Origin of the sequence: Pantoea sp. XY16 (assembly GCF_025153065.1) — a bacterium.
In the GTDB taxonomy this organism is placed as follows: domain Bacteria; phylum Pseudomonadota; class Gammaproteobacteria; order Enterobacterales; family Enterobacteriaceae; genus Pantoea; species Pantoea alfalfae.
In genome coordinates this window covers 98,158-119,452 of sequence record NZ_JANZNP010000016.1, presented here as the reverse complement: position 1 = coordinate 119,452, position 21,295 = coordinate 98,158, and the positions used below count along the sequence as shown (strand labels likewise).

Below are 21,295 nucleotides of genomic sequence, written 5' to 3'. Positions count from 1 at the left end.
ACTCAGAAGTGAAACGCCGTAGCGCCGATGGTAGTGTGGGGTCTCCCCATGCGAGAGTAGGGAACTGCCAGGCATTATATAAGTGAAGAAGCCCCGCACGCGAGTGCGGGGCTTTTTTACGTCTGCAGATCGTGAAAAACACGAAAACCTCTCTGCTTCAGCGCTTTTGCAGCCAGTCAGCAATAAAATCTGCAACGTTGTCCGGACTATTTATATCCAGAACCGGCACATTTAGCGCTAATTTCTGGTCGCTGGCGACAGCGATCACTTGCCCATCAAGCAGTTCCTCGATCTCACCCTTGATCCCGGCACGCCAGACAACAATTTTAGGCACCGATTCCTCTTTAAAGCCCTCAACCAGCACTATCTCCAGCACAGAGTGATCCATGCGGCTGAGCAGATAAGGCAGATCAATCGACGGCTTTTCCGGTGTCTCACACATCAATGCCCATCGCTCTCTGTTAGCTACAATCACCTGACTGGCTCCTGCTTTTCTGAGCAGATAGCTATCTTTGCCTGGTGTATCTACGTCCATCTCATGATGCGTGTGCTTAATCAGCCCGGCGCGAATCTCTTTATTAAGAAGAATCGGTATCACCTGCTGTAATAGTGTCGTTTTGCCGGTTCCACTCCAGCCGACAATCGCGAGTAAAGGTAATGACATATCAACCGCTCTACTTCAGGTCATCAGGTGTATTGATATTGCGGAAAGCAGATTCATCATCATCCAGCTGAACAGCATGGCCGCCGTGGTCGCGCAGGAAGTGCATCAGACGTCGTTCACCGGCGTGAAGATAGTCATGAAGAGGTGCTGCCATCTCCCGATGAATCAGCGCCAGCGTCGGGTGGTCGCGTGATTGTGAGCGAACCCAGACTGCAGGGGCGTTTCCCCGTTGTTCAGCCAGTTTTTCAACGAAGTTAAGAGGAACGGCAGGCGTATCACAGGAGCAAAACGCAGCCCATTCACCGTCGATGGTTATTAATGCACTGTAGATACCAGCCAGCGGACCCGGATAGCCATCAAAAACATCCTGCACAACCCGACACTCGCTTAACTGATAGCGATCAATATTACGATTGGCATTAATCATGACAATGTCGACTTGTGGCCTGAGCCGTTCAAGGACATGCTGATAAAGCGGCCTGCCATCCAGTTGCACTAATCCTTTGTCCTGACCACCCATACGGCGGCCCTGACCTCCGGCCAGAATGATGCCGGTCAATCTTGTCATGACTGTGCCCTCGCTGATGACGCACTGTGAATAACGGAGAAACCTCAATGAAATGCCATCGTTTAAACGAGTTGATCGAACTGCTGCAACCCGCCTGGCAAAAAGAGCCTGACCTGAATCTGGTCACATTTTTGCAGAAACTGGCGCAGGAATCTGGTTTCCGTGGCCCGTTAAGTGAATTAACTGACGATGTATTAATTTACCATCTCAAAATGCGTGACTCCGCCAGCGATGATGCGATCCCAGGCCTGAAAAAAGACTATGAAGTTGATTTCAAAACTGCACTGCTCCGCGCACGGGGTGTCATTAAACAGGACGAGTAATGTTATCCTTGGCAGCTAAATGTTAGGGCAACTACAGGTAATATGATGAGCGACGCTGCTTTCAACTTCCAGACATTAAATCCCGACGTATTGCTTGATGCGCTCTGGGATACAGGAATTCGCGTCGAATCAGGTCTGACAGCCCTGAACAGCTATGAGAACCGGGTTTACCAATTCAGCGATGATGAAAAACGTCGCTATGTTGCGAAGTTTTATCGCCCACAGCGCTGGCGTGCTGAACAGATTGATGAAGAGCATCAGTATGCGCTCGATCTGCTGGCTGACGAGGTGCCCATCGCAGCACCACTGCGGTTAAAGGGTGAGACCCTGCACAGTCACGCTGGCTTCTTCTTTGCCGTATTCCCCAGCCTGGGCGGACGACAATATGAGACAGACAACGAAGATCAGATGGAGTGGGTAGGCCGCTTCCTGGGCCGCATTCATCAGACCGGGCGTAAAGCGCTGTTCAGGCATCGGCCTGCCATCGGTCTGGATGAATATCTGCATGAACCCCGGCAGGTGCTGGAGCACTCTCTGTTAGTGCCTGCATCGCTTAAAGTCGCACTGCTACAGGCTATCGATAAGCTGGGAAACACGTTGCAACAACAGTGGCACACCACGTGGCAGCCGCTACGATTACATGGCGACTGCCATCCGGGTAATATCCTGTGGCGCGATGGACCGCTGTTTGTGGATCTGGATGATGCCCGTAATGGCCCGGCCGTGCAGGATCTCTGGATGCTGATCAGCGGCGATCGTCAGGAACAGCGTATTCAATGGGATATACTGCTGGAGGCGTACAGTGAGTTCAGTGATTTTGATATTAATGAATTGTCACTGATTGAACCTTTACGCGCCATGCGCATGGTTTATTATCTGGCCTGGGTTGTCCGACGCTGGCAGGATCCCGCTTTTCCGCGCGCTTTCCCCTGGATGACAGATGAAGATTTCTGGCGCAGGCAAATTTCACTCTTTACCGAGCAGGAGAAGCTGTTGCAGGAACCTCCTCTGCAGCTGACACCGCAATATTAACGACGTAGTCAGGAGAAGTTTTCACGATGAAAAAAATTTGGTTTGCACTGATGGGTTTAGTGCTGGCATTCAGCGCGTCTGCTGCCCAGTTCACTGAAGGTAAACAATATGTGAGTCTGCCAAAACCTGTGGCCAGTGAACCTCAGGTGTTGGAGTTCTTTTCCTTCTTCTGCCCGCACTGCTATCAGTTTGAGCGTATTTATCACGTCAATGACGCGGTGAAAAACAACCTGCCTGCTGACACCAAAATGGTGAAATACCACGTCGATTTCCTCGGTGGTGATATGGGGCCGGTTGTGACCCAGGCCTGGGCTGTTGCAATGGCGCTGGGTGTTGAAGATAAGGTGACAGCCCCGATCTTCGATGGCATTCAGAAAACGCAGACAATCACCGATCCTGCCAGTCTGAAAGAAACTTTTGTCAAAGCAGCCGGTATCTCCGCTGCTGAATACGATGCTGCGTGGAACAGCTTCGCCGTAAAAGCGCTGGTTGCGCAGCAGCAGAAAGCGGCTGCGGATGTTGACCTGCGTGGCGTGCCAGCGATGTTCGTGAATGGCAAATATATGGTGAACAACGGCGGTCTGGATCTCAGCTCTATGGATAATATGGTCGCAGACTATGCGAACGTCGTGAAATTCCTTTTAAGCCAGAAGTAATCTGCTTTACCACCCCATCTGACGCCAGCTCTGCTGGCGTTTTTTTATGCCATTGAACAGCGGCGCAAATTTTGTCCATCTCCAGGGCATAAATTTAATATCCACACAAGGGATCGCGTAATTAAAAATGGCGATCGGGTCACGGAAATTAAATAAGCCAATGAAAATTATGGATTTTATTAAAGGCTAAATCCTTTAAGATCCTGAATAACAGCGCGTTATAATTTTTACGCACAAAGTTATCCACAGAACGATCGTTGCGATCTTCCCTCCAGAACCGTCAAAAACGTGACATATCCTACGCCTTAGTTCACCATTTCCGCCAGCTTGTGGCATCCTTATAGACCAACCCATAGCAACGAAGACAACACAGACTTATGGCGCAAATAGCAGAAAATCCCCTCATTCTGGTCGATGGCTCATCCTATCTTTATCGCGCATATCATGCGTTTCCGCCGCTGACCAATAGTGCAGGTGAACCCACTGGCGCCATGTACGGCGTGCTCAACATGCTGAAAAGCCTGCTGGCGCAATATAATCCTAGTCACGTTGCTGTGGTGTTCGATGCCAAGGGCAAAACCTTCAGGGACGAGCTGTTCGAGCATTATAAATCTCATCGTCCGCCGATGCCTGACGAACTGCGTGCGCAAATCGAGCCGCTGCATGAGATGGTGCGGGCGATGGGTCTGCCGTTGCTGGCTGTGAGCGGCGTTGAAGCCGATGATGTCATCGGTACACTGGCGCTGGAAGCGGAGAGAAAAGGCCTTTCAGTACTAATCAGCACAGGCGACAAAGATATGGCGCAGCTGGTCACGCCAGCCATCACGCTGATTAACACCATGAGCAATACCATTCTGGGACCGGAAGAGGTTGAGCAGAAATATGGTGTGCCGCCAGCTTTGATCATCGATTTTCTGGCCATGATGGGCGACAGCTCAGATAACATCCCTGGCGTTCCCGGCGTGGGTGAGAAAACGGCACAGGCTCTGCTGCAGGGCCTGGGCAGCATGCAGACCATTTATGACAATCTGGACAAGGTAGCCGATCTCGGCTTTCGTGGTGCCAAAACCATGGCGACTAAACTTGAGCAGAATCGTGATGTAGCCTTTCTCTCTTATCAGCTGGCGACAATTAAAACCGACGTTGAGCTGGCGCTGCCCTGTGAAGAGCTTACGGTCACTGAACCCGATGTCGAAGCATTGCAGGCACTGTTCAGCCGGTACGAATTCAAACGCTGGCTGAGCGACCTGCAGGATGGGAAATGGCTGCAGGGCAAGAAGAGCAATACTCAGGCGCAGAAATCGCTCTCCGATGAGCCGGTTCCTGTGGCTGAAACCAGCAGCGTATTACCGACCGAGAATTATGTCACCATTCTGGATCAGGATCTTTTCGACAGCTGGCTGGAGAAGCTGAAAAACAGCGAGGTTTTTGCCTTTGATCTGGAGACCGACGCGCTGGATACCCTGAGCGCTAACATCGTGGGCATCAGCTTTGCGGTTGCGCCCGGCGAAGCCGCCTATCTGCCGGTTGCACACGACTATCTCGATGCGCCTGATCAGCTGGATCGCGCGGCCGTTCTGGCACAGCTCAAGCCCCTGCTGGAAGATGACAGCGCCTGGAAAGTGGGCCAGAACCTGAAATACGATCGTGGCGTGCTGAAGAATTACGACATTGAACTGGCCGGTATCAAATTCGACACCATGCTTGAGTCCTATATTCTTAACAGCGTGGTGGGCAAACATGACATGGATAGCCTGGCTGCTCGCTGGCTTAACCACAAAACGGTCACCTTCCAGGAGATCGCTGGTAAAGGCAAAAATCAGCTGACGTTCAATCAAATCGCATTGGAGCAGGCATCCCATTATGCTGCCGAAGATGCCGATGTGACCCTGCAATTGCATCTGAAAATGTGGCCAGAGCTGGAGAAAGAAGCGGGCCCGAGAAAAGTCTTCGAGCAGATTGAGATGCCGTTACTGACGGTAATTTCCAGGATTGAGCGCAATGGCGTGTTAATCGATCAGGCTATTCTGGCGCAACACTCGAAAGAGCTGACTGCCCGACTCGCTGAGCTTGAATTAAAAGCGCATGAGCTGGCGGGAGAACCCTTTAACCTCTCATCCACCAAACAGCTTCAGGTGATTCTGTTTGAAAAACAGGGTATCAAGCCCACTAAGAAAACACCGGGTGGGGCACCGTCAACCAGCGAAGAAGTGTTAGCTGAGCTGGCACTCGACTATCCGCTGCCCAAAGTGATTCTGGAGCATCGCGGCTTATCCAAACTTAAGTCGACCTATACGGATAAATTACCGCTGATGATCAACCCGCTGAGCGGGCGCGTACATACCTCTTATCATCAGGCCGTTACCGCCACCGGTCGCTTGTCATCTGCCGACCCGAATCTTCAAAACATTCCGGTACGTAATGACGAAGGACGCCGAATCCGTCAGGCCTTTGTGGCGGCCAAAGGCTATCGCATTGTGGCGGCAGACTATTCGCAAATCGAACTGCGTATCATGGCGCATCTTTCTCAGGATAAAGGATTACTGGACGCTTTTGCCCAGGGCGAAGATATTCACCGTGCCACGGCATCCGAAGTGTTTGGTGTACCACTGGATAAGGTCAGTGCAGAACAGCGCCGTAGTGCGAAAGCGATCAACTTTGGTCTGATCTATGGCATGAGCGCATTTGGTCTGTCGCGCCAGCTGAACATTGGCGCAGGCGAAGCGAAAAAGTATATGGATCTCTACTTTGAACGCTATCCGGGCGTACTGCGCTATATGGAGAACACCCGCCAGCTGGCGGCAAGTAAAGGCTATGTCGAAACGATTGAAGGCCGTCGGCTGTGGCTGCCCGATATTAAATCCAGCAACGCGATTCGCCGGAAAGCTGCAGAACGTGCCGCGATCAATGCGCCAATGCAGGGAACGGCAGCGGATATTATCAAGCGGGCGATGATTGCTGTTGATGAGTGGCTGGAACAGCAAAACGACAATAGTGTCAGAATGATCATGCAGGTTCACGATGAACTGGTGTTCGAAGTGAAAGCGGAGGCCGTTGAAGCAGCCAGCCAGAAAATCCGTGCGTTGATGGAAGGTAGCGTGCAGCTCGACGTGCCTTTACTGGTTGAAGTCGGTGTGGGTGACAACTGGGATGAAGCCCACTGATTCACGGCTTCAGGTCGGTTCCACAGAGCGGAATCGACCCTTATTCAGGTATAAGTAAATCGTTTAATTCCCTGGTTTAGACCGGCCAGCGCTGGTACTGAGATTAAGCGTTTTTATAACTGCTTATCGGCTAAACACTTTTTTCGTTATTTAACTACATCGCAATGCTATTTTTGTGATGTGTATGGTAAAAAAAGCCCTGCCTGATGTAAGTAAGCAACAAAAAAGCCTTTGTCACGCACAGAAAATCAGGTAAAGTTCGTCGCGTAGGGTACAGAGGTAAGATGTTCTATCTTTCAGACCTTTTACTTCACGTAATCGGATTTGGCTGAATTTAGCCGCCCCAGTCATTCTGTGACTGGGGCGTTTTTTATTGGGCTTTTTGCACCGCCAGCTTCAGCGGCACCGGGTTGCCAGTTACTCTTCCCCGTCCGGATCCTCAACCGCCGGTTCAAGCGTATTAAACCAGCTGTCCAGCTTCTGACGAACCTTATCCACGCCGATTTTCTTCAGCGAGGAGAAGAGCTCTACCTGCACATCACCAGCGAATTCGAGTGCAGCTTCACGCACGACATTGAGCTGCGCTTTACGGGCACCTGAGGCCAGTTTGTCTGCTTTAGTCAGAAGTAACAGCACTGGAATACCGCTTTCCACTGACCACTGAATCATCTGTCGATCAAGGTCTTTCAGCGGGTGACGGATATCCATCAACACGACCAGTCCTTTCAATGCCTGACGTTTTTGCAGGTATTCCCCTAACGCACGTTGCCACTTGAGCTTCATCTCTTCCGGCACTTCGGCATAACCGTAACCGGGCAGGTCGACCAGACGCTTACCCTCTTTCACTTCGAAAAGGTTAATCAGCTGCGTACGTCCCGGCGTTTTACTGGTACGTGCCAGACCCTTCTGATTGGTTAACGTATTCAGCGCACTCGATTTTCCCGCGTTCGAACGGCCAGCAAAAGCCACTTCAATTCCGGTATCGGCAGGCAGATGACGGATATCCGGCGCGCTCATGACAAAGTGGGTAACGTGATAATTCAATTCAGACAAGGTAACACTCCAGAAAACGCATTAAGGCAATGGCGGCGATTATACGCGTTATGGCGCGAAAGTGCTCAATCACATCTCGATAACAAAGTGTGTAAGAGATTTGCCATTCAGGCTGCGGGTTATTTCGCTTTTTACTTTAATTACTAAAAATAAAAAGCATTAAAATTCATGGTTTTGACTGTTATTGTTCTTTTTTTGAACTAACTATTTTTGCCATCGACTTGAGGCTTTTACCAGTTGGTCTACATTATTGTGCAGTGAACGGCAGCACACATCAGGATGATGCGCTCAGGGATGTCAGGAAGGCAACGAGCGGTGGAATGGAAACGGTCAGGGATACGGCCAGACAGGGATAAGGAAAAGCTCAGGAGTTGAGCAGGCGCGGGATTAACCGGGATGTTACGAGCCGAAAAGGACTTAAAACATGATTCCTTCTTACGAAGGTATGAAATAAGGCGACAGCTTGAGCTGTCGCCTTTTTTCTTTGCCTGGTTTCTGCTAGATTTCGCCGCAATTCTATACTGAATAAAAAAGCCGGGACTGAATACTATGAAGCAACCTGCACGAGCTGCTAACGGCAAACCTGCCGTCAAAGCCAAACGCAAATCGCGTGACGATATCAACCATGAAGCACGCGATCGCAAACGTGATAAAAAGCATCGCGGACACGCATCTGGCAGCCGTGCTAATCCGGCTGCGTCCGAAAGCAACGGCGGACGTCAGGAGAGCAGCGTAAAAGATCCGCGTATCGGAAGTAAAAAACCGGTAGCTCTGGTTGCTGAGGGGAAAACCGCAGCCGTTAAACCAAAGAAAAGCGTGGCAAAACCGGCATCTGAGAAGAAAGTGCGTCTGACACCCGAAGAAGAGCTGGCGAAGCTGGAAAATGACGAGCGTCTGGATGCGCTGCTGGATCGTCTGGAAAATGGCGAAACGCTGTCGGCAGAAGATCAGGGCTGGCTGGATGCTTCGCTGGACCGTATCGACGAACTGATGGAGCAGTTAGGCATTGTGATGGATGATGCCGACGATGAGCAGGCTGAAGAAGATATGTACCGTCTGCTGAAGGGCAACTAAGCAGATTTGATCGGCATGCGATTTCCGCATGCCGTACTTATCAGGTAAACAACAATGTTTTGGCCTGGATCAATTTTCGCGCTGCTGGCGACATGTTATCTGCTGTGGTTATTGTTTAAACTACGACGCCTGTCGCGGCTGAAGCAACGTTTACGTCGGGTCTCGACCCGCTCACCTTTCATCTCCTCTTCTTCGCGACCTTCTCTCAGACGACGTCACCGGAAGGAGTGAGCATGCCATCGCAGCAGATTGAGTGGGATCAGGCGTTAATTGAAAAGTACAATTATGCCGGCCCGCGTTACACCTCTTATCCCACCGCGCTGGAGTTCAGCGAGCACTATGCACAAGGCGATTTTCAGCGAGCCGTGACGCGCTACCCTGATCGTCCGCTCTCGCTCTACGTCCATATTCCCTTCTGCCATCGTCTCTGCTACTTCTGCGGCTGTAATAAGATTGTGACCCGTCAGCGCCACAAAGCGGACCGTTATCTGGATGTGCTTGAGCAGGAGATTATTCAGCGTGCGCCGCTATTTCGTCAGCGTCAGGTCACGCAGCTTCACTGGGGCGGCGGCACGCCAACCTTTCTCGACAATGCGCAGATTTCGCGGCTGGTGGGTTTGCTCAAGCAGCATTTCAGCGTGGCTGATGAGGCCGAAATGTCGATCGAAGTTGATCCCCGGGAAATAGAGCTGGATGTGATTGATCACCTGCGATCGCTGGGATTCAATCGTCTGAGCATGGGAGTACAGGACTTCAATAAATCGGTGCAGGAACGGGTTAACCGGGTGCAGGACGAAGAGGTAATTTTTGGCCTGATGGCGCGCGCCCGTGAACAGGGCTTCAGCTCTGTCAGCATCGACCTGATCTATGGCTTGCCCCTGCAGACGCCAGCCAGCTTTGCCTGGACGCTGGAGCGGGTACTGGCACTCAATCCCGATCGCCTTAGCGTGTTTAACTATGCGCATCTGCCAGCGATGTTCGCGGCACAGCGTAAAATCAAAGAGGACGAACTGCCATCTGCTCAGCAAAAGCTGGATATCTTACAGCAGACCATCGCGACGCTGACTCAGCAGGGCTACCAGTTTATCGGGATGGATCACTTTGCAAAGCCGCAGGATGAGCTGGCCATCGCGCAGCGAAAAGGGCAGCTGCATCGCAATTTCCAGGGATACACGACACAGGGCGACAGCGATTTGCTGGGGCTTGGCGTTTCAGCCATCAGCATGATTGGCGACAGTTATGCGCAGAACCAGAAAGACCTCAACACCTGGTACAAGAGTGTTGAACAGCAGGGGAATGGCCTGTGGCGCGGCATCGCCTTAACCGACGATGATTGCCTGCGTCGTGACGTGATTAAAACGCTGATCTGTAACTTCTCGCTGGATTTTGCCGCGACAGAAGCGCAATGGGGAATCTGCTTCAGCGACTATTTTGCTGAGGATCTGGCGTTGCTGAAACCGTTAATTGCCGACGGGCTGGTAGTACAAACGGCTGGCGGGCTGGAGGTGACGGGGATTGGCCGCTTACTGATTCGTAATATCTGCATGTGTTTTGATCGTTATCTGCGTCAGAAAGCGCGTCAGCAGCAGTTCTCACGCGTTATCTGAAGAAACGGGCTGGCAACCACTCCAGCCCGTACTGAACCGCTTATTCCATGCCAAGCTCTTTCAGCTTGCGCGTCAGCGTGTTTCGTCCCCAGCCCAGCAGACGTGCTGCTTCCTGCTTATGGCCTTGCGTATGACGCAGCGCAGTAGTGAGCAGCGTACGCTCCATCTCTGGCTGGGCTTCTGACAGCAGATTCTGATGACCGGAACGCAGGGCGCGGTCGGCCCACTGTGCCAGCAGGGTTGCCCAGCTGTCAGGCAGCGACTGCACCGGATTTTCCGGGGTACTGGATTCAAACAGTTCCCCGGGCAGATCCTGAATCAGTACTTCCTGGCCCGCCGCCATCACGGTCAGCCAGCGACAGGTGTTCTCCAGCTGACGGACGTTACCGGACCAGTGAAGCCGGGTTAAGGCGGTCTCGGTTTCCGGATGCAGAATCTTCGCTTCCACTCCCAGCTCTCGGGCCGCCACCTGCAGGAAGTAACGTGCCAGACGCGGGATGTCCTCACGACGCTCACGCAGCGGTGGCAGATGCACGCGAATCACATTCAGGCGGTGAAAAAGATCCTCACGGAACTTGCCTTCCTGTACGCGTAATTCCAGATTCTGGTGGGTCGCCGCGATAATACGCACATCCACTTTGACCGGTGCATAGCCACCAACGCGATAGAACTGACCATCGGCCAGCACGCGCAGCAGACGGGTCTGCACATCCAGCGGCATATCACCGATCTCATCCAGAAACAGCGTGCCGCCATCCGCCTGCTCAAAACGGCCCTGACGGATCTGGTTTGCGCCGGTAAAGGCACCTTTCTCGTGACCGAACAGTTCGGACTCAATCAAATCTTTGGGAATCGCCGCCATGTTCAGCGCAATAAAAGGCGCTTTGGTACGCGGACTGTGGCGATGCAGCGCATGAGCTACCAGCTCTTTACCGGTACCGGATTCGCCGTTGATCAGCACACTGATCGACGAGCGCGATAACCGGCCGATGATACGAAACACATCCTGCATCGCCGGCGCTTCACCAATGATATCGGTGGTGGGTCCGCTGACAGGCTGATTACGCGGCTGCTGCTGCTCCTGATAGTGACTGATAGCACGCTCGACCAGCGCAACGGCTTCATCGATATCAAACGGTTTAGGCAGGTAATCAAAGGCACCCTGCTGATAAGCGCTGACGGCTGCGTCCAGATCCGAATGCGCCGTCATTATGATGACCGGAAGCATCGGATGACGCTGTTTAATCTGTTTCAGCAGCGCCAGGCCATCCATACCGGGCATGCGAATATCTGACAGTAAAACGTCCGGGGTCTTGGTTGAGAGGGCATCCAGCACCTCGCTTGCGCTGTCAAACGTCGCGCAGCTCAAACCGGCTCCAGTGAGCGCGCGTTCAAGCACCCAGCGGATGGAGCTATCGTCATCGACGATCCAGACTATCCCTCGTTGCATAGAAACCTCACTGGCGAATAGGCAGGTAAACCGAAAATTCGGTGTGTCCCGGCCAACTGTTAAATTCTATTTTTCCTGAATGTTGATCAATCAGGCTACGGGCGATGGAGAGGCCTAAACCGGTTCCGCCTTCACGTCCGCTGACCATCGGATAAAACAGCGTATCCTGCAGCTGGGCCGGAATGCCGGGGCCATCATCTTCAATATCAATACGTGCCACCAGGCGATAACGCGTGCCGTGCAGCGTCAACTGAAAAGCGGTGCGGGTGCGGATAACAATGGTGCCACCGTCGTCGCCCAGCGCCTGAAGTGCGTTGCGAACCACGTTAAGCAGCACCTGTTCTATCTGGTCAGGGTCATGCGGCAGTTCCGGCAGGCTGGGGTCGTAATCCCGTACCAGCGAAACATTCTCCGGCAGCTCCATCGACACCAGATTGACCACCCGTTCGGCCACCTGATGAATGCTCTGCGTGATGTGCATGCCTGGCTGCTGCGGTCCTAACAGACGATCCACCAGATTTCGCAACCGGTCGGCCTGTTCAATAATCACTTTGGTGTATTCATTTAGTGACGGATCGGGCAGGGCGCGGGATAGAAGCTGTGCCGCGCCGCGTAATCCGCCCAGCGGATTTTTAATCTCATGGGCCAGACCGCGAACCAGGTCGCGAGCAGCCACCTGCTGCGCATGCTGTAACTGCTCCTGACTGAGGCGACGCTGATTATCCATCGGCGCCATTTCCATCAAAATTAAGCCATCGGGTAACCGCTGGGCGGTCAGCGACATAATATGTGCGCGACCATCTACCACCAGCGTGACCTCACTGTCAGTAAATCCCTGGCCAGCCTCAAGACTCTCGCGCATCACCTCAATATTCAGCGAAAAGTAGCCGGTTAATTCCGGTAATGGTGTGCCGAACAATTTGCGTGAGCTTTGCGCCAGTAATTGCTGCGCCGCCGGATTGGCGTAATGAATAACCAGATCGTTATCCACTAACAAAATACTGTTGATTAACGCGTTGAGAATCTGCCCTGCATCGGGCAGAGAGCCAGTTGCCATACAACGTTCCTCTGCACCAGTCAGGTGCATTTTAGTCTTTAAACCGAAAAGAGGGCGAATGAACGGTGAATTCGCGGAGAAAAAAGCCCATCCGAAGATGGGCTAAAAGTTTCCACGGCAACAAAAACGTCTGACCAGTTAAACGCTGTAGTAAAGCTCGAACTCAACCGGGTGTGGCGTCATGCGAACGCGATCCATCTCGGCTTTACGCAGTTCGATGTAAGCATCGATCGATTCGTCTGTGAATACACCGCCACGGGTCAGGAACTCGCGGTCTTCGTTCAGTGCATTCAGCGCTTCTTCCAGAGAGCCTGCAACTTTTGGAATCTCAGCTTCTTCTTCCGGTGGCAGGTCATACAGGTTCTTATCCATCGCGTCACCAGGATGGATTTTGTTGATGATGCCATCCAGGCCAGCCATCAGCAGCGCGGTGAACGCCAGGTATGGGTTAGCTGCTGGATCCGGGAAGCGCGCTTCAATACGACGGGCTTTCGGGCTGGCAACAACCGGGATACGGATTGAGGCAGAACGGTTACGGGCAGAGTAAGCCAGCATAACCGGTGCTTCATAACCCGGGACCAGACGCTTGTAAGAGTTGGTTGTCGGGTTCGCCAGGGCGTTGATCGCTTTCGCGTGCTTGATGATACCGCCGATATAGAACAGCGCCATTTCAGACAGGCCGCCGTACTTATCGCCGGCAAACAGGTTCTGGCCGCCTTTAGAGAGTGACATGTGGCAGTGCATGCCTGAACCGTTGTCGCCAAACATTGGCTTCGGCATGAAGGTCGCCGTTTTGCCGTAAGCGTGCGCAACGTTGTGAACGACATATTTGTAGATCTGAATTTCGTCCGCTTTTTTGGTCATGGTATTGAAGCGGGTTGCCACTTCGTTCTGACCTGCGGTCGCCACTTCGTGGTGATGCGCTTCAACAACCAGGCCCATCTGCTCCATGGTCAGACACATGGCAGAACGGATGTCCTGGGATGAGTCAACCGGTGGAACCGGGAAGTAGCCGCCTTTCAGACCTGGACGGTGACCTTTGTTACCGCCTTCGTACTCTTTACCTGTGTTCCATGCCGCTTCGATATCGTCGATAGCCACATGTGAGCCGGACGTTGATGAACCGAAACGGATGTCATCGAACAGGAAGAATTCGGGTTCTGGTCCAAACAGCACGGTGTCCGCGATGCCGGAAGAGCGCAGGTAATCTTCAGCGCGCTTGGCGATAGAGCGTGGATCGCGATCGTAGCCCTGCATGGTGCCTGGCTCAAGAATGTCACAACGGATGATCAGCGTAGAATCTTCGAAGAAAGGATCCATGACTGCCGTGGTGGCGTCAGGCATCAGCACCATGTCTGATTCGTTAATGCCTTTCCAACCGCCAATAGACGAACCATCGAACATTTTGCCTTCTTCGAAGAAGTCAGCGTTAACCTGGTGAGCAGGGATCGTAACGTGCTGTTCTTTACCTTTGGTATCGGTAAAACGCAGGTCAACAAACTTAACTTCATGCTCGTTCATCATCGAGAGAACGTGTTCAGCGGACATACTCAACTCTCCTGGAAATGGTCTTTCATTATCTACATGGCGAGGAAACGTCGTTTCCGGAATGCGTTTGGGAAAACCACTCCCTGACTCATCTCTTCCGGCACGCTCTTCAACCGACATCTGACTGGCGTTTACGCTTGTATCAGACAAAGCGAATTCTGTGCCAACTTTTTTGATGTTGCTTAAATCGCCTTGTGATGCACCTTTTTGTCATAAAGCGCCTGCACCACGATGGTCTTATCGCACCATTATGGTGCTTAACAGTGATTTGATGGCACTATTTTGGTGCACGGGACCAACTTAGTGCATTTTCTGCACCGGGAACAGGGCAAATTTGCGTCGATGCAATAAACTTTCAGTGAAAAGTGTGATCCTGTTCAGTCTTCCGCTTAATCCGTGTACAATACCGCGCTATTTCTAATGCCTGAGGCAAAGCTGTGATCGAAAATTTGCGTAACATCGCCATCATCGCGCACGTTGACCATGGAAAGACCACCCTGGTTGACAAACTGCTGCAACAATCCGGTACTTTTGATGCCCGTACCGAAGCAACCGAGCGCGTGATGGACTCCAATGATTTGGAGAAAGAGCGTGGGATTACCATCCTCGCAAAAAACACCGCCATTAAGTGGAATGACTACCGTATCAACATCGTTGATACCCCAGGACACGCCGACTTCGGTGGTGAAGTTGAGCGCGTCATGTCCATGGTGGACTCGGTGCTGCTGGTTGTAGATGCGATGGATGGCCCTATGCCGCAAACCCGCTTCGTGACCAAAAAAGCGTTCGCGCATGGTCTGAAGCCGATTGTGGTTATCAACAAAGTAGACCGCCCGGGTGCGCGTCCGGACTGGGTTGTGGATCAGGTATTTGACCTGTTCGTAAACCTGGATGCCACTGACGAGCAGCTCGACTTCCCTATCATTTTCGCCTCTGCGCTGAATGGTATTGCGGGTCTTGAGCACACCGACATGGCTGACGATATGACCCCGCTGTATCAGGCGATCGTTGACCACGTTGCGCCTCCGCAGGTTGAGGCTGATGCCCCACTGCAGATGCAAATCTCTCAGCTGGACTACAACAACTACCTGGGCGTGATCGGCATCGGCCGTATCAAGCGCGGTAAAGTTAAGCCTAACCAGCAAGTCACTATCATCGATAGCGAAGGCAAAACCCGTAACGCTAAAGTCGGTAAAGTCCTGACTCATCTGGGTCTTGAGCGTATCGACAGCGACCTGGCAGAAGCGGGCGATATCATTGCTATCACCGGTCTGGGCGAGCTGAACATCTCTGACACTATCTGTGACACGCAGAATGTGGAAGCGCTGCCAGCCCTGAGCGTCGATGAACCAACCGTAACCATGTTCTTTAACGTCAACACCTCACCGTTCTGCGGTAAAGAAGGTAAATACGTGACTTCACGTCAGATCCTTGAGCGTCTGAACAAAGAACTGGTTCACAACGTGGCACTGCGTGTTGAAGAAACTGAAGATTCTGACGCCTTCCGCGTATCAGGTCGTGGTGAGCTGCACCTGTCAGTTCTGATCGAAAACATGCGTCGTGAAGGTTTCGAACTGGCGGTATCCCGTCCGAAAGTTATCTTCCGCGAATTCGAAGGCCGTAAACAGGAGCCATTTGAGAACGTCACGCTGGATATCGAAGAAACGCATCAGGGTTCCGTTATGCAAGCCATGGGTGAGCGTAAAGGCGATCTGAAAAACATGGATCCGGATGGCAAAGGCCGCGTACGTCTCGACTACGTGATCCCAAGCCGTGGCCTGATTGGCTTCCGTAACGAATTCATGACCATGACGTCCGGTACCGGTCTGCTCTACTCTACCTTCAGCCACTACGACGATATCCGTCCAGGCGAAGTGGGCCAGCGTCAGAACGGCGTACTGATCTCTAACGGTCAGGGTAAAGCCGTAGCGTTCGCTCTGTTCGGTCTGCAGGATCGCGGTAAGCTGTTCCTGGGTCACGGTGCAGAAGTCTATGAAGGCCAGATCATCGGTATTCACAGCCGTTCTAACGACCTGACCGTAAACTGTCTGACCGGTAAGAAGCTGACCAACATGCGTGCTTCCGGTACTGATGAAGCAACGACACTGGTTCCACCGCAGAAAATGACGCTGGAACAGGCGATCGAGTTCATCGATGATGACGAACTGGTTGAAGTAACACCGCTGTCAGTGCGTATCCGTAAACGTCACCTGACGGAAAACGACCGTAAACGTGCTTCACGTGGTCCTAAAGACGCATAAATGCGCCTTTAACTGATAAAAGCCCCGCATGCGGGGCTTTTTTTTGCCTGAAATTCCGGCTTCTTCAGTCGGGCCAGTAAATATTTGGGTGCGTTTTATCCATCTTCTGGCGTTTACGCTTTTCTCTCCACGCGTGCCTGTTCAGCCTGCACTTTTGCCGCTAGAGTGAATACTCCAGGGAACAGAAGGAGACACACCATGCTGTATATCTTTGATTTGGGCAATGTGATTATTGATATCGACTTTAACCGCGTGCTGGGTGTCTGGAGTGACCTTAGCCGTGTGCCACTGGCCTCGCTGCAAAGCCATTTCCAGATGGACGAAGCGTTTGAACAACACGAACGTGGTGAGCTCAGCGACGAAAACTTCGCGCTTGCACTGTGTGAAAAGCTGGAAATCGCGCTGAGTTATGAACAGTTTACTGCTGGCTGGCAGGCGGTCTTCGTGGACGTACGTCCTGAAACCCTGGCGCTGATGAACCGGCTGCGACTTGAAGGTCATCGGGTGGTGATCCTCTCTAACACGAATAAGCTGCATTGCGAATTCTGGCCGACGCAGTATCCCGACGTACAGCAGGCAGCAGACAAACTCTATCTCTCGCAGGAGCTGGGTATGCGTAAACCGGAAGCCCGGATTTATCAGCATGTGCTGGACGCGGAGGGTGTGACTGCCGATCAAACGGTGTTTTTCGACGATAACCCGGATAACATTGAGGCGGCGCGCGCCCTGGGCATTGAAAGTGTACTGGTTACTGACAGTAAAACGGTACCTGACTGGTTTGCAGGTCAATCTTAACCCATGATGTCAGGTAAATTTCGTCCCGGGCTGCATGCGTTCTGGTTGTGGCTCAGGCTGTTATGGAAACGCATTGATGAGGATGGCATGACGACTCAGGCCGGTAATCTGGCTTATGTCTCATTGCTGGCGCTGGTTCCGCTGATTGCGGTGGTGTTTGCCCTGTTTGCGGCGTTCCCGGTCTTCTCTGATATCAGCGTGCAGTTGAAACAGTTTGTCTTTAACAATCTGATGCCGGCTGCAGGCAACACGTTGCAACGCTATCTTGAGCAGTTTGTGGCTAACGTAAACCGGATGACGGCGGTCGGGGCTGTCGGCCTGATCGTGACGGCCTTGCTGCTGATGCATTCGGTTGATACCGCGTTAAATACCATCTGGCGCAGCAACAAGAAGCGGCCAATGGTTTACTCCTTTGCGGTCTACTGGATGATTCTGACGCTCGGCCCGCTGCTGGCGGGTGCCAGCCTGGCGATCAGCTCCTATCTGCTGTCACTGCGCTGGATTAATGCGACCGGCGTCACCAGCCTGGTCGATCAGATGCTGCGCATTTTCCCGCTTCTGCTGTCGTGGCTCGCCTTCTGGTTGCTCTACAGCATTGTGCCTACCCAGCGGGTACCGCCACGCGATGCGCTGATTGGCGCGCTGGTTGCAGGTGCGCTGTTTGAGCTGGGTAAAAAGGGCTTTGCGCTCTATGTTACTATGTTCCCCTCTTATCAGCTGATCTACGGCGTACTGGCCGTGATCCCGATTCTGTTTCTCTGGGTCTACTGGACCTGGTGTATTGTGTTGTTAGGCGCTGAAATTACCGTCGCGTTAGCCGACTATCGGCAGTTAAAACAGCAGCACAAAGAAGAACAACGCGAGGAAACATGATTGCATTGATCCAACGCGTGCAGCGCGCCAGCGTCAGCGTCGATCAGAACGTTATCGGCGAAATCGGTGCCGGTTTACTGGTTTTGCTGGGCGTGGAAAAGGGTGATGACAACGCGCGTGCGGAACGTCTCGCAGAACGCGTACTGGGCTATCGCATCTTTAGTGATGAACAGGGCAAAATGAACCTGAGTGTCCGCCAGGCGGGCGGAAGCGTGCTGGTGGTATCGCAGTTTACGCTGGCCGCAGATACGCAAAAAGGGATGCGCCCCTCCTTTTCAGGCGGTGCGGAGCCTGCTGAGGCCGAACGCCTGTATGAATACTTCAGCGACTGCTGTCGTCAACTGGGCATGACCACGGCAAATGGCCGTTTTGCTGCGGATATGCAGGTCTCGCTGGTGAATGATGGTCCTGTGACGTTCTGGTTACAGGTTTGAGATCGCAAGCGGAGCGGCAGGAAACAGGCCACCTGGCCGAGCGGGAGAAACATTACATGTATCACCTTCGCGTGCCACAGACGGCGGAAGAGCTGGATATCTATTATCAGTTCCGCTGGGAGATGTTGCGTAAACCACTGCGTCAGCCTCAGGGGTCGGAACGTGACGCCTGGGATGCCCTGGCACATCATCAGATGGTGGTTGATGAGCAGGGAAATCCGGTCGCCATTGGCCGTCTCTACATCAACGCCGATAATGAGGCCGCTATCCGCTTCATGGCTGTTCATCCGTCTGTGCAGGGGAAAGGGCTGGGTACGCTGATGGCCATGACCCTGGAGTCGGTAGCGCGTCAGGAAGGCGCGAAGCGGGTAACCTGCAGTGCCCGTGAAGATGCGGTCGCTTTCTTCGCCAAGCTCGGCTACATCAATCAGGGTGAGATTACCGCGCCGCAGACGACGCCGGTACGCCACTTTCTGATGATCAAGCCGGTTGTTACGCTCGATGATATCCTGCATCGCGCCGACTGGTGCGGTCAGCTACAACAGGCCTGGTATGATCATATTCCGCTCAGCGAGAAGATGGGTGTGCGTATCCTGCAGTTTACCGGGCAGAAATTTATCACCACCATGCCTGAAGCGGGCAACCAGAATCCACATCACACTCTGTTCGCTGGCAGCCTTTTCTCGCTGGCCACGCTGACCGGCTGGGGATTGATCTGGCTGCTGCTGCGCGAACGCCATCTCGGCGGCACCATTATTCTGGCAGATGCGCACATCCGCTATAGCCGCCCTATCAGCGGACGACCTGGCGCGATTGCCGATCTCGGCTCACTAAGCGGCGACCTTGACCGTCTGGCTCGCGGACGTAAAGCACGCGTTCAGCTTGAAGTGGAGCTGTTTGGCGATGATGAATGTGGCGCGGTGTTTGAGGGAGTTTATATCGTCCTGCCCGCCGATCCGGATGGGCCGCTGGAAGAGGGCGGTTCCGGCGCACGTATCAACTAACCTTAAGGGCCGCATCTGCGGCCCTTAAGTTATTAACGAACCTCGCCAGCCTGCATGGTCTGCTGCACCTGCTGACTATCCGTTGTCACCGACAGCGTGCCATTGACCGTTGGGCGTAATGGCTGGCCTGCGGCTAAAGCGCCACTCAATTGCAACTGCATATTGCTGTCACCGGTTAACGGCAAGGCGGGCCATCCCCAGTTCTGCAACACATTCACCGGCACTGCACGCCCCGTCAATTGCAGCGTCAGCGGGCGCGCTGGCTGCTGGCCGACGGTAGCCGTCCCTTCAAGCAGTCCCTTGTTACTGAACGCACTCAGCTCGGTCACCTGAATCTGCTGCGTGTCTGCATTCAGCGTAATGGATGGGTGACGCAGATCGGTACGGTTAAAAGTCGACTCTGCCGCATTCAGGCTAAGCTTACCCGACCAGATCCCCCACTGATGCTGCTGCGCCAGCAGCAGGTTCTCGCCGGATCCGTCCAGTGAGGTCAGCTGGAAGGGAAACGCCGGATTGATGTCGATAATCAGGTTACGATTAGAGGTGAAACGCGTCACCGCTACGCTATCCAGCCACGCGGGCAGTGCCGCCTGCCAGCGGTCACGCCAGTCCTGCGGCAGGGTATATTCCAGTCCGGCAATAGCCAGATTTTTCAGCGTCAGGCGTTTATCACTGCGTGACCAGTCACCGTCAGCCCGAATCACCCCGTTCGCCCAGCGTGAACTGAACTGCGTTAGCGCCAGACCCTGCGGCGAGAAATCCAGGTTAACGATAGGGTCATTAAGCTCGAATCCACCGTTGATAAAATTGCTGGCATTCAGCGCCAGCGAACCATCATTACTCTGCCAGTCATCGCCCTGCCAGTTAACGTTTCTCAGCGTCAGGTCAAGATCTGTCACCGCCCAGTCAGGCCCCTGCAGGCGGGCATCGGTCATGTCGAGGCGCGTAATGGCAATCGAGGGAACCACCTGCAGGCGATGCAGGAAATCTTTCAGGCTGCTGGCAGTCTGCAGACGAATATCATTCAGTCGTAGCTGATTGATTTTCCAGTTGCCCTGGGCATCGCGCTCACCGCTGCCGGTCATGGATCCACGCGCCAGGTCGGCACCAATATTATCAAAGCGCATCCGGTTCTGGGAAACACTGCCCTGAATCAGGACGTTTTCAGCGGGCACCTTATTCAGCGTCATGCTGCCTGCACTCATCTGGAAACGGGCATCGCGACCCAGCATATTGAGGGATGTGGGTTTCCACGGCAGAATGCCGCCATTAACCTGCTGAGCAAACAGCGGTAACGTGCTGTTGGGGCTGTCGATACGCATGTTATTGAGCTGCAGGCGATCGGCCTGAATGGGTAGCGCACTGCCTGGCGTCAGATTGGCCAGATTCACTTCCCCGTCGCGCAATTCAAGGCTACTGAAATGCAGTGGATCGCTAAACTGAATCAGAGCCAGACCGAGATCGACCCGTTTCGCTACCAGAACCGCAGGCTGCCCATCATGACCAAAGCTGAAGTCATCCAGAATGATATGAGAGGGAGAAGAGAAATTGTGTTCAATTTTACTCAGGGAGAGATGCCATTCGGTTTTGTCGCTCACCCAACGGCTAAACCAGCCTGCACCCCACTGTGTCTGCAGCAATACATAGATCACCACAAGGGTGAAAAGCAGCAGCAAAAGTAAGGTGAGGAAAAACTTTCCAAGAAATTTCATAGCATCCTTCCCGAGTTAAA

General features: G+C 53.1%; 18 protein-coding genes. 11 read left to right on the top strand and 7 right to left on the bottom strand.

Features of this window, described 5'->3' with window-relative positions; translation table 11 throughout:
- Positions 1 to 157: 157 nt before the first annotated feature.
- Both mobB and mobA read right to left on the bottom strand, forming a co-directional pair.
- Positions 158 to 664 carry a molybdopterin-guanine dinucleotide biosynthesis protein MobB gene (gene mobB, locus N1689_RS20190; protein ID WP_161732893.1) on the bottom strand — a complete coding sequence of 169 codons (507 nt, stop codon included), beginning with the start codon at positions 662 to 664 and terminating at the stop codon, positions 158 to 160.
- Positions 665 to 674: 10 nt separating this feature from the next.
- Positions 675 to 1,232, bottom strand: coding sequence for a molybdenum cofactor guanylyltransferase MobA (gene mobA, locus N1689_RS20185; RefSeq protein ID WP_260060036.1), 558 nt, complete (start codon positions 1,230 to 1,232; stop codon positions 675 to 677).
- A gap of 47 nt (positions 1,233 to 1,279) precedes the next feature.
- Here mobA and N1689_RS20180 point away from each other — a divergent pair, with 47 nt between their 5' ends.
- The 4 genes from N1689_RS20180 to polA all read left to right on the top strand — a co-directional run bounded on the left by N1689_RS20180 (position 1,280) and on the right by polA (position 6,407).
- A complete protein-coding gene (locus N1689_RS20180) occupies positions 1,280 to 1,555 on the top strand; it encodes a YihD family protein (protein WP_033734564.1) in 276 nt (91 codons plus the stop codon).
- 45 nt (positions 1,556 to 1,600) lie between these two features.
- Complete coding sequence (locus N1689_RS20175) at positions 1,601 to 2,587, top strand: serine/threonine protein kinase (RefSeq protein WP_161733042.1); 987 nt, start codon at positions 1,601 to 1,603, stop codon at positions 2,585 to 2,587.
- 26 nt (positions 2,588 to 2,613) lie between these two features.
- Positions 2,614 to 3,243: a thiol:disulfide interchange protein DsbA gene (dsbA, locus tag N1689_RS20170; protein ID WP_161732898.1), complete on the top strand. Its 630-nt coding sequence runs from the start codon at positions 2,614 to 2,616 to the stop codon at positions 3,241 to 3,243.
- Between the two features lie 377 nt (positions 3,244 to 3,620).
- The gene (gene polA, locus N1689_RS20165) at positions 3,621 to 6,407 is read left to right on the top strand and encodes a DNA polymerase I (RefSeq protein ID WP_222924817.1); all 2,787 of its coding nucleotides are present in this window, start codon (positions 3,621 to 3,623) and stop codon (positions 6,405 to 6,407) included.
- Between the two features lie 417 nt (positions 6,408 to 6,824).
- Here polA and yihA read toward each other — a convergent pair whose 3' ends face one another.
- Positions 6,825 to 7,460, bottom strand: coding sequence for a ribosome biogenesis GTP-binding protein YihA/YsxC (yihA, locus tag N1689_RS20160; protein WP_161732902.1), 636 nt, complete (start codon positions 7,458 to 7,460; stop codon positions 6,825 to 6,827).
- A gap of 549 nt (positions 7,461 to 8,009) precedes the next feature.
- Here yihA and yihI point away from each other — a divergent pair.
- Positions 8,010 to 8,534 (top strand): Der GTPase-activating protein YihI, encoded by a 525-nt coding sequence (yihI, locus tag N1689_RS20155; protein ID WP_260060035.1) that lies wholly within the window; start codon positions 8,010 to 8,012, stop codon positions 8,532 to 8,534.
- A gap of 233 nt (positions 8,535 to 8,767) precedes the next feature.
- On the top strand, positions 8,768 to 10,141 hold the full coding sequence (gene hemN, locus N1689_RS20150; protein ID WP_222924818.1) for an oxygen-independent coproporphyrinogen III oxidase: 1,374 nt from the start codon (positions 8,768 to 8,770) through the stop codon (positions 10,139 to 10,141).
- Between the two features lie 40 nt (positions 10,142 to 10,181).
- Here the strand turns inward: hemN and glnG are convergent, their stop codons facing one another.
- From glnG to glnA, 3 genes are all read right to left on the bottom strand, one after another.
- Positions 10,182 to 11,591, bottom strand: a complete 1,410-nt coding sequence (glnG, locus tag N1689_RS20145; RefSeq protein WP_010258440.1) for a nitrogen regulation protein NR(I) — start codon at positions 11,589 to 11,591, stop codon at positions 10,182 to 10,184.
- A 7-nt stretch (positions 11,592 to 11,598) separates the two neighbouring features.
- A complete protein-coding gene (glnL, locus tag N1689_RS20140) occupies positions 11,599 to 12,648 on the bottom strand; it encodes a nitrogen regulation protein NR(II) (protein ID WP_013359534.1) in 1,050 nt (349 codons plus the stop codon).
- 138 nt (positions 12,649 to 12,786) lie between these two features.
- Positions 12,787 to 14,196 (bottom strand): glutamate--ammonia ligase, encoded by a 1,410-nt coding sequence (gene glnA, locus N1689_RS20135; RefSeq protein ID WP_013359533.1) that lies wholly within the window; start codon positions 14,194 to 14,196, stop codon positions 12,787 to 12,789.
- A gap of 437 nt (positions 14,197 to 14,633) precedes the next feature.
- Here glnA and typA point away from each other — a divergent pair, with 437 nt between their 5' ends.
- From typA to fabY, 5 genes are all read left to right on the top strand, one after another.
- A complete protein-coding gene (gene typA, locus N1689_RS20130) occupies positions 14,634 to 16,457 on the top strand; it encodes a ribosome-dependent GTPase TypA (protein ID WP_033734551.1) in 1,824 nt (607 codons plus the stop codon).
- Between the two features lie 198 nt (positions 16,458 to 16,655).
- A complete protein-coding gene (gene yihX / locus N1689_RS20125; protein ID WP_161732907.1) occupies positions 16,656 to 17,252 on the top strand; it encodes a glucose-1-phosphatase in 597 nt (198 codons plus the stop codon).
- 3 nt (positions 17,253 to 17,255) lie between these two features.
- The gene (locus tag N1689_RS20120) at positions 17,256 to 18,125 is read left to right on the top strand and encodes a virulence factor BrkB family protein (RefSeq protein WP_161732909.1); all 870 of its coding nucleotides are present in this window, start codon (positions 17,256 to 17,258) and stop codon (positions 18,123 to 18,125) included.
- The gene (dtd, locus tag N1689_RS20115; protein ID WP_260060034.1) at positions 18,122 to 18,559 is read left to right on the top strand and encodes a D-aminoacyl-tRNA deacylase; all 438 of its coding nucleotides are present in this window, start codon (positions 18,122 to 18,124) and stop codon (positions 18,557 to 18,559) included. The genes N1689_RS20120 and dtd overlap by 4 nt, the downstream gene beginning before the upstream one ends.
- Positions 18,560 to 18,615: 56 nt before the next feature.
- A complete protein-coding gene (gene fabY / locus N1689_RS20110; protein ID WP_013359528.1) occupies positions 18,616 to 19,563 on the top strand; it encodes a fatty acid biosynthesis protein FabY in 948 nt (315 codons plus the stop codon).
- Positions 19,564 to 19,595: 32 nt separating this feature from the next.
- Here fabY and N1689_RS20105 read toward each other — a convergent pair whose 3' ends face one another.
- Entirely contained in the window at positions 19,596 to 21,275 is a 1,680-nt protein-coding gene (locus N1689_RS20105) for an AsmA family protein (protein WP_260060033.1), read from the bottom strand.
- Positions 21,276 to 21,295 lie beyond the last annotated feature (20 nt).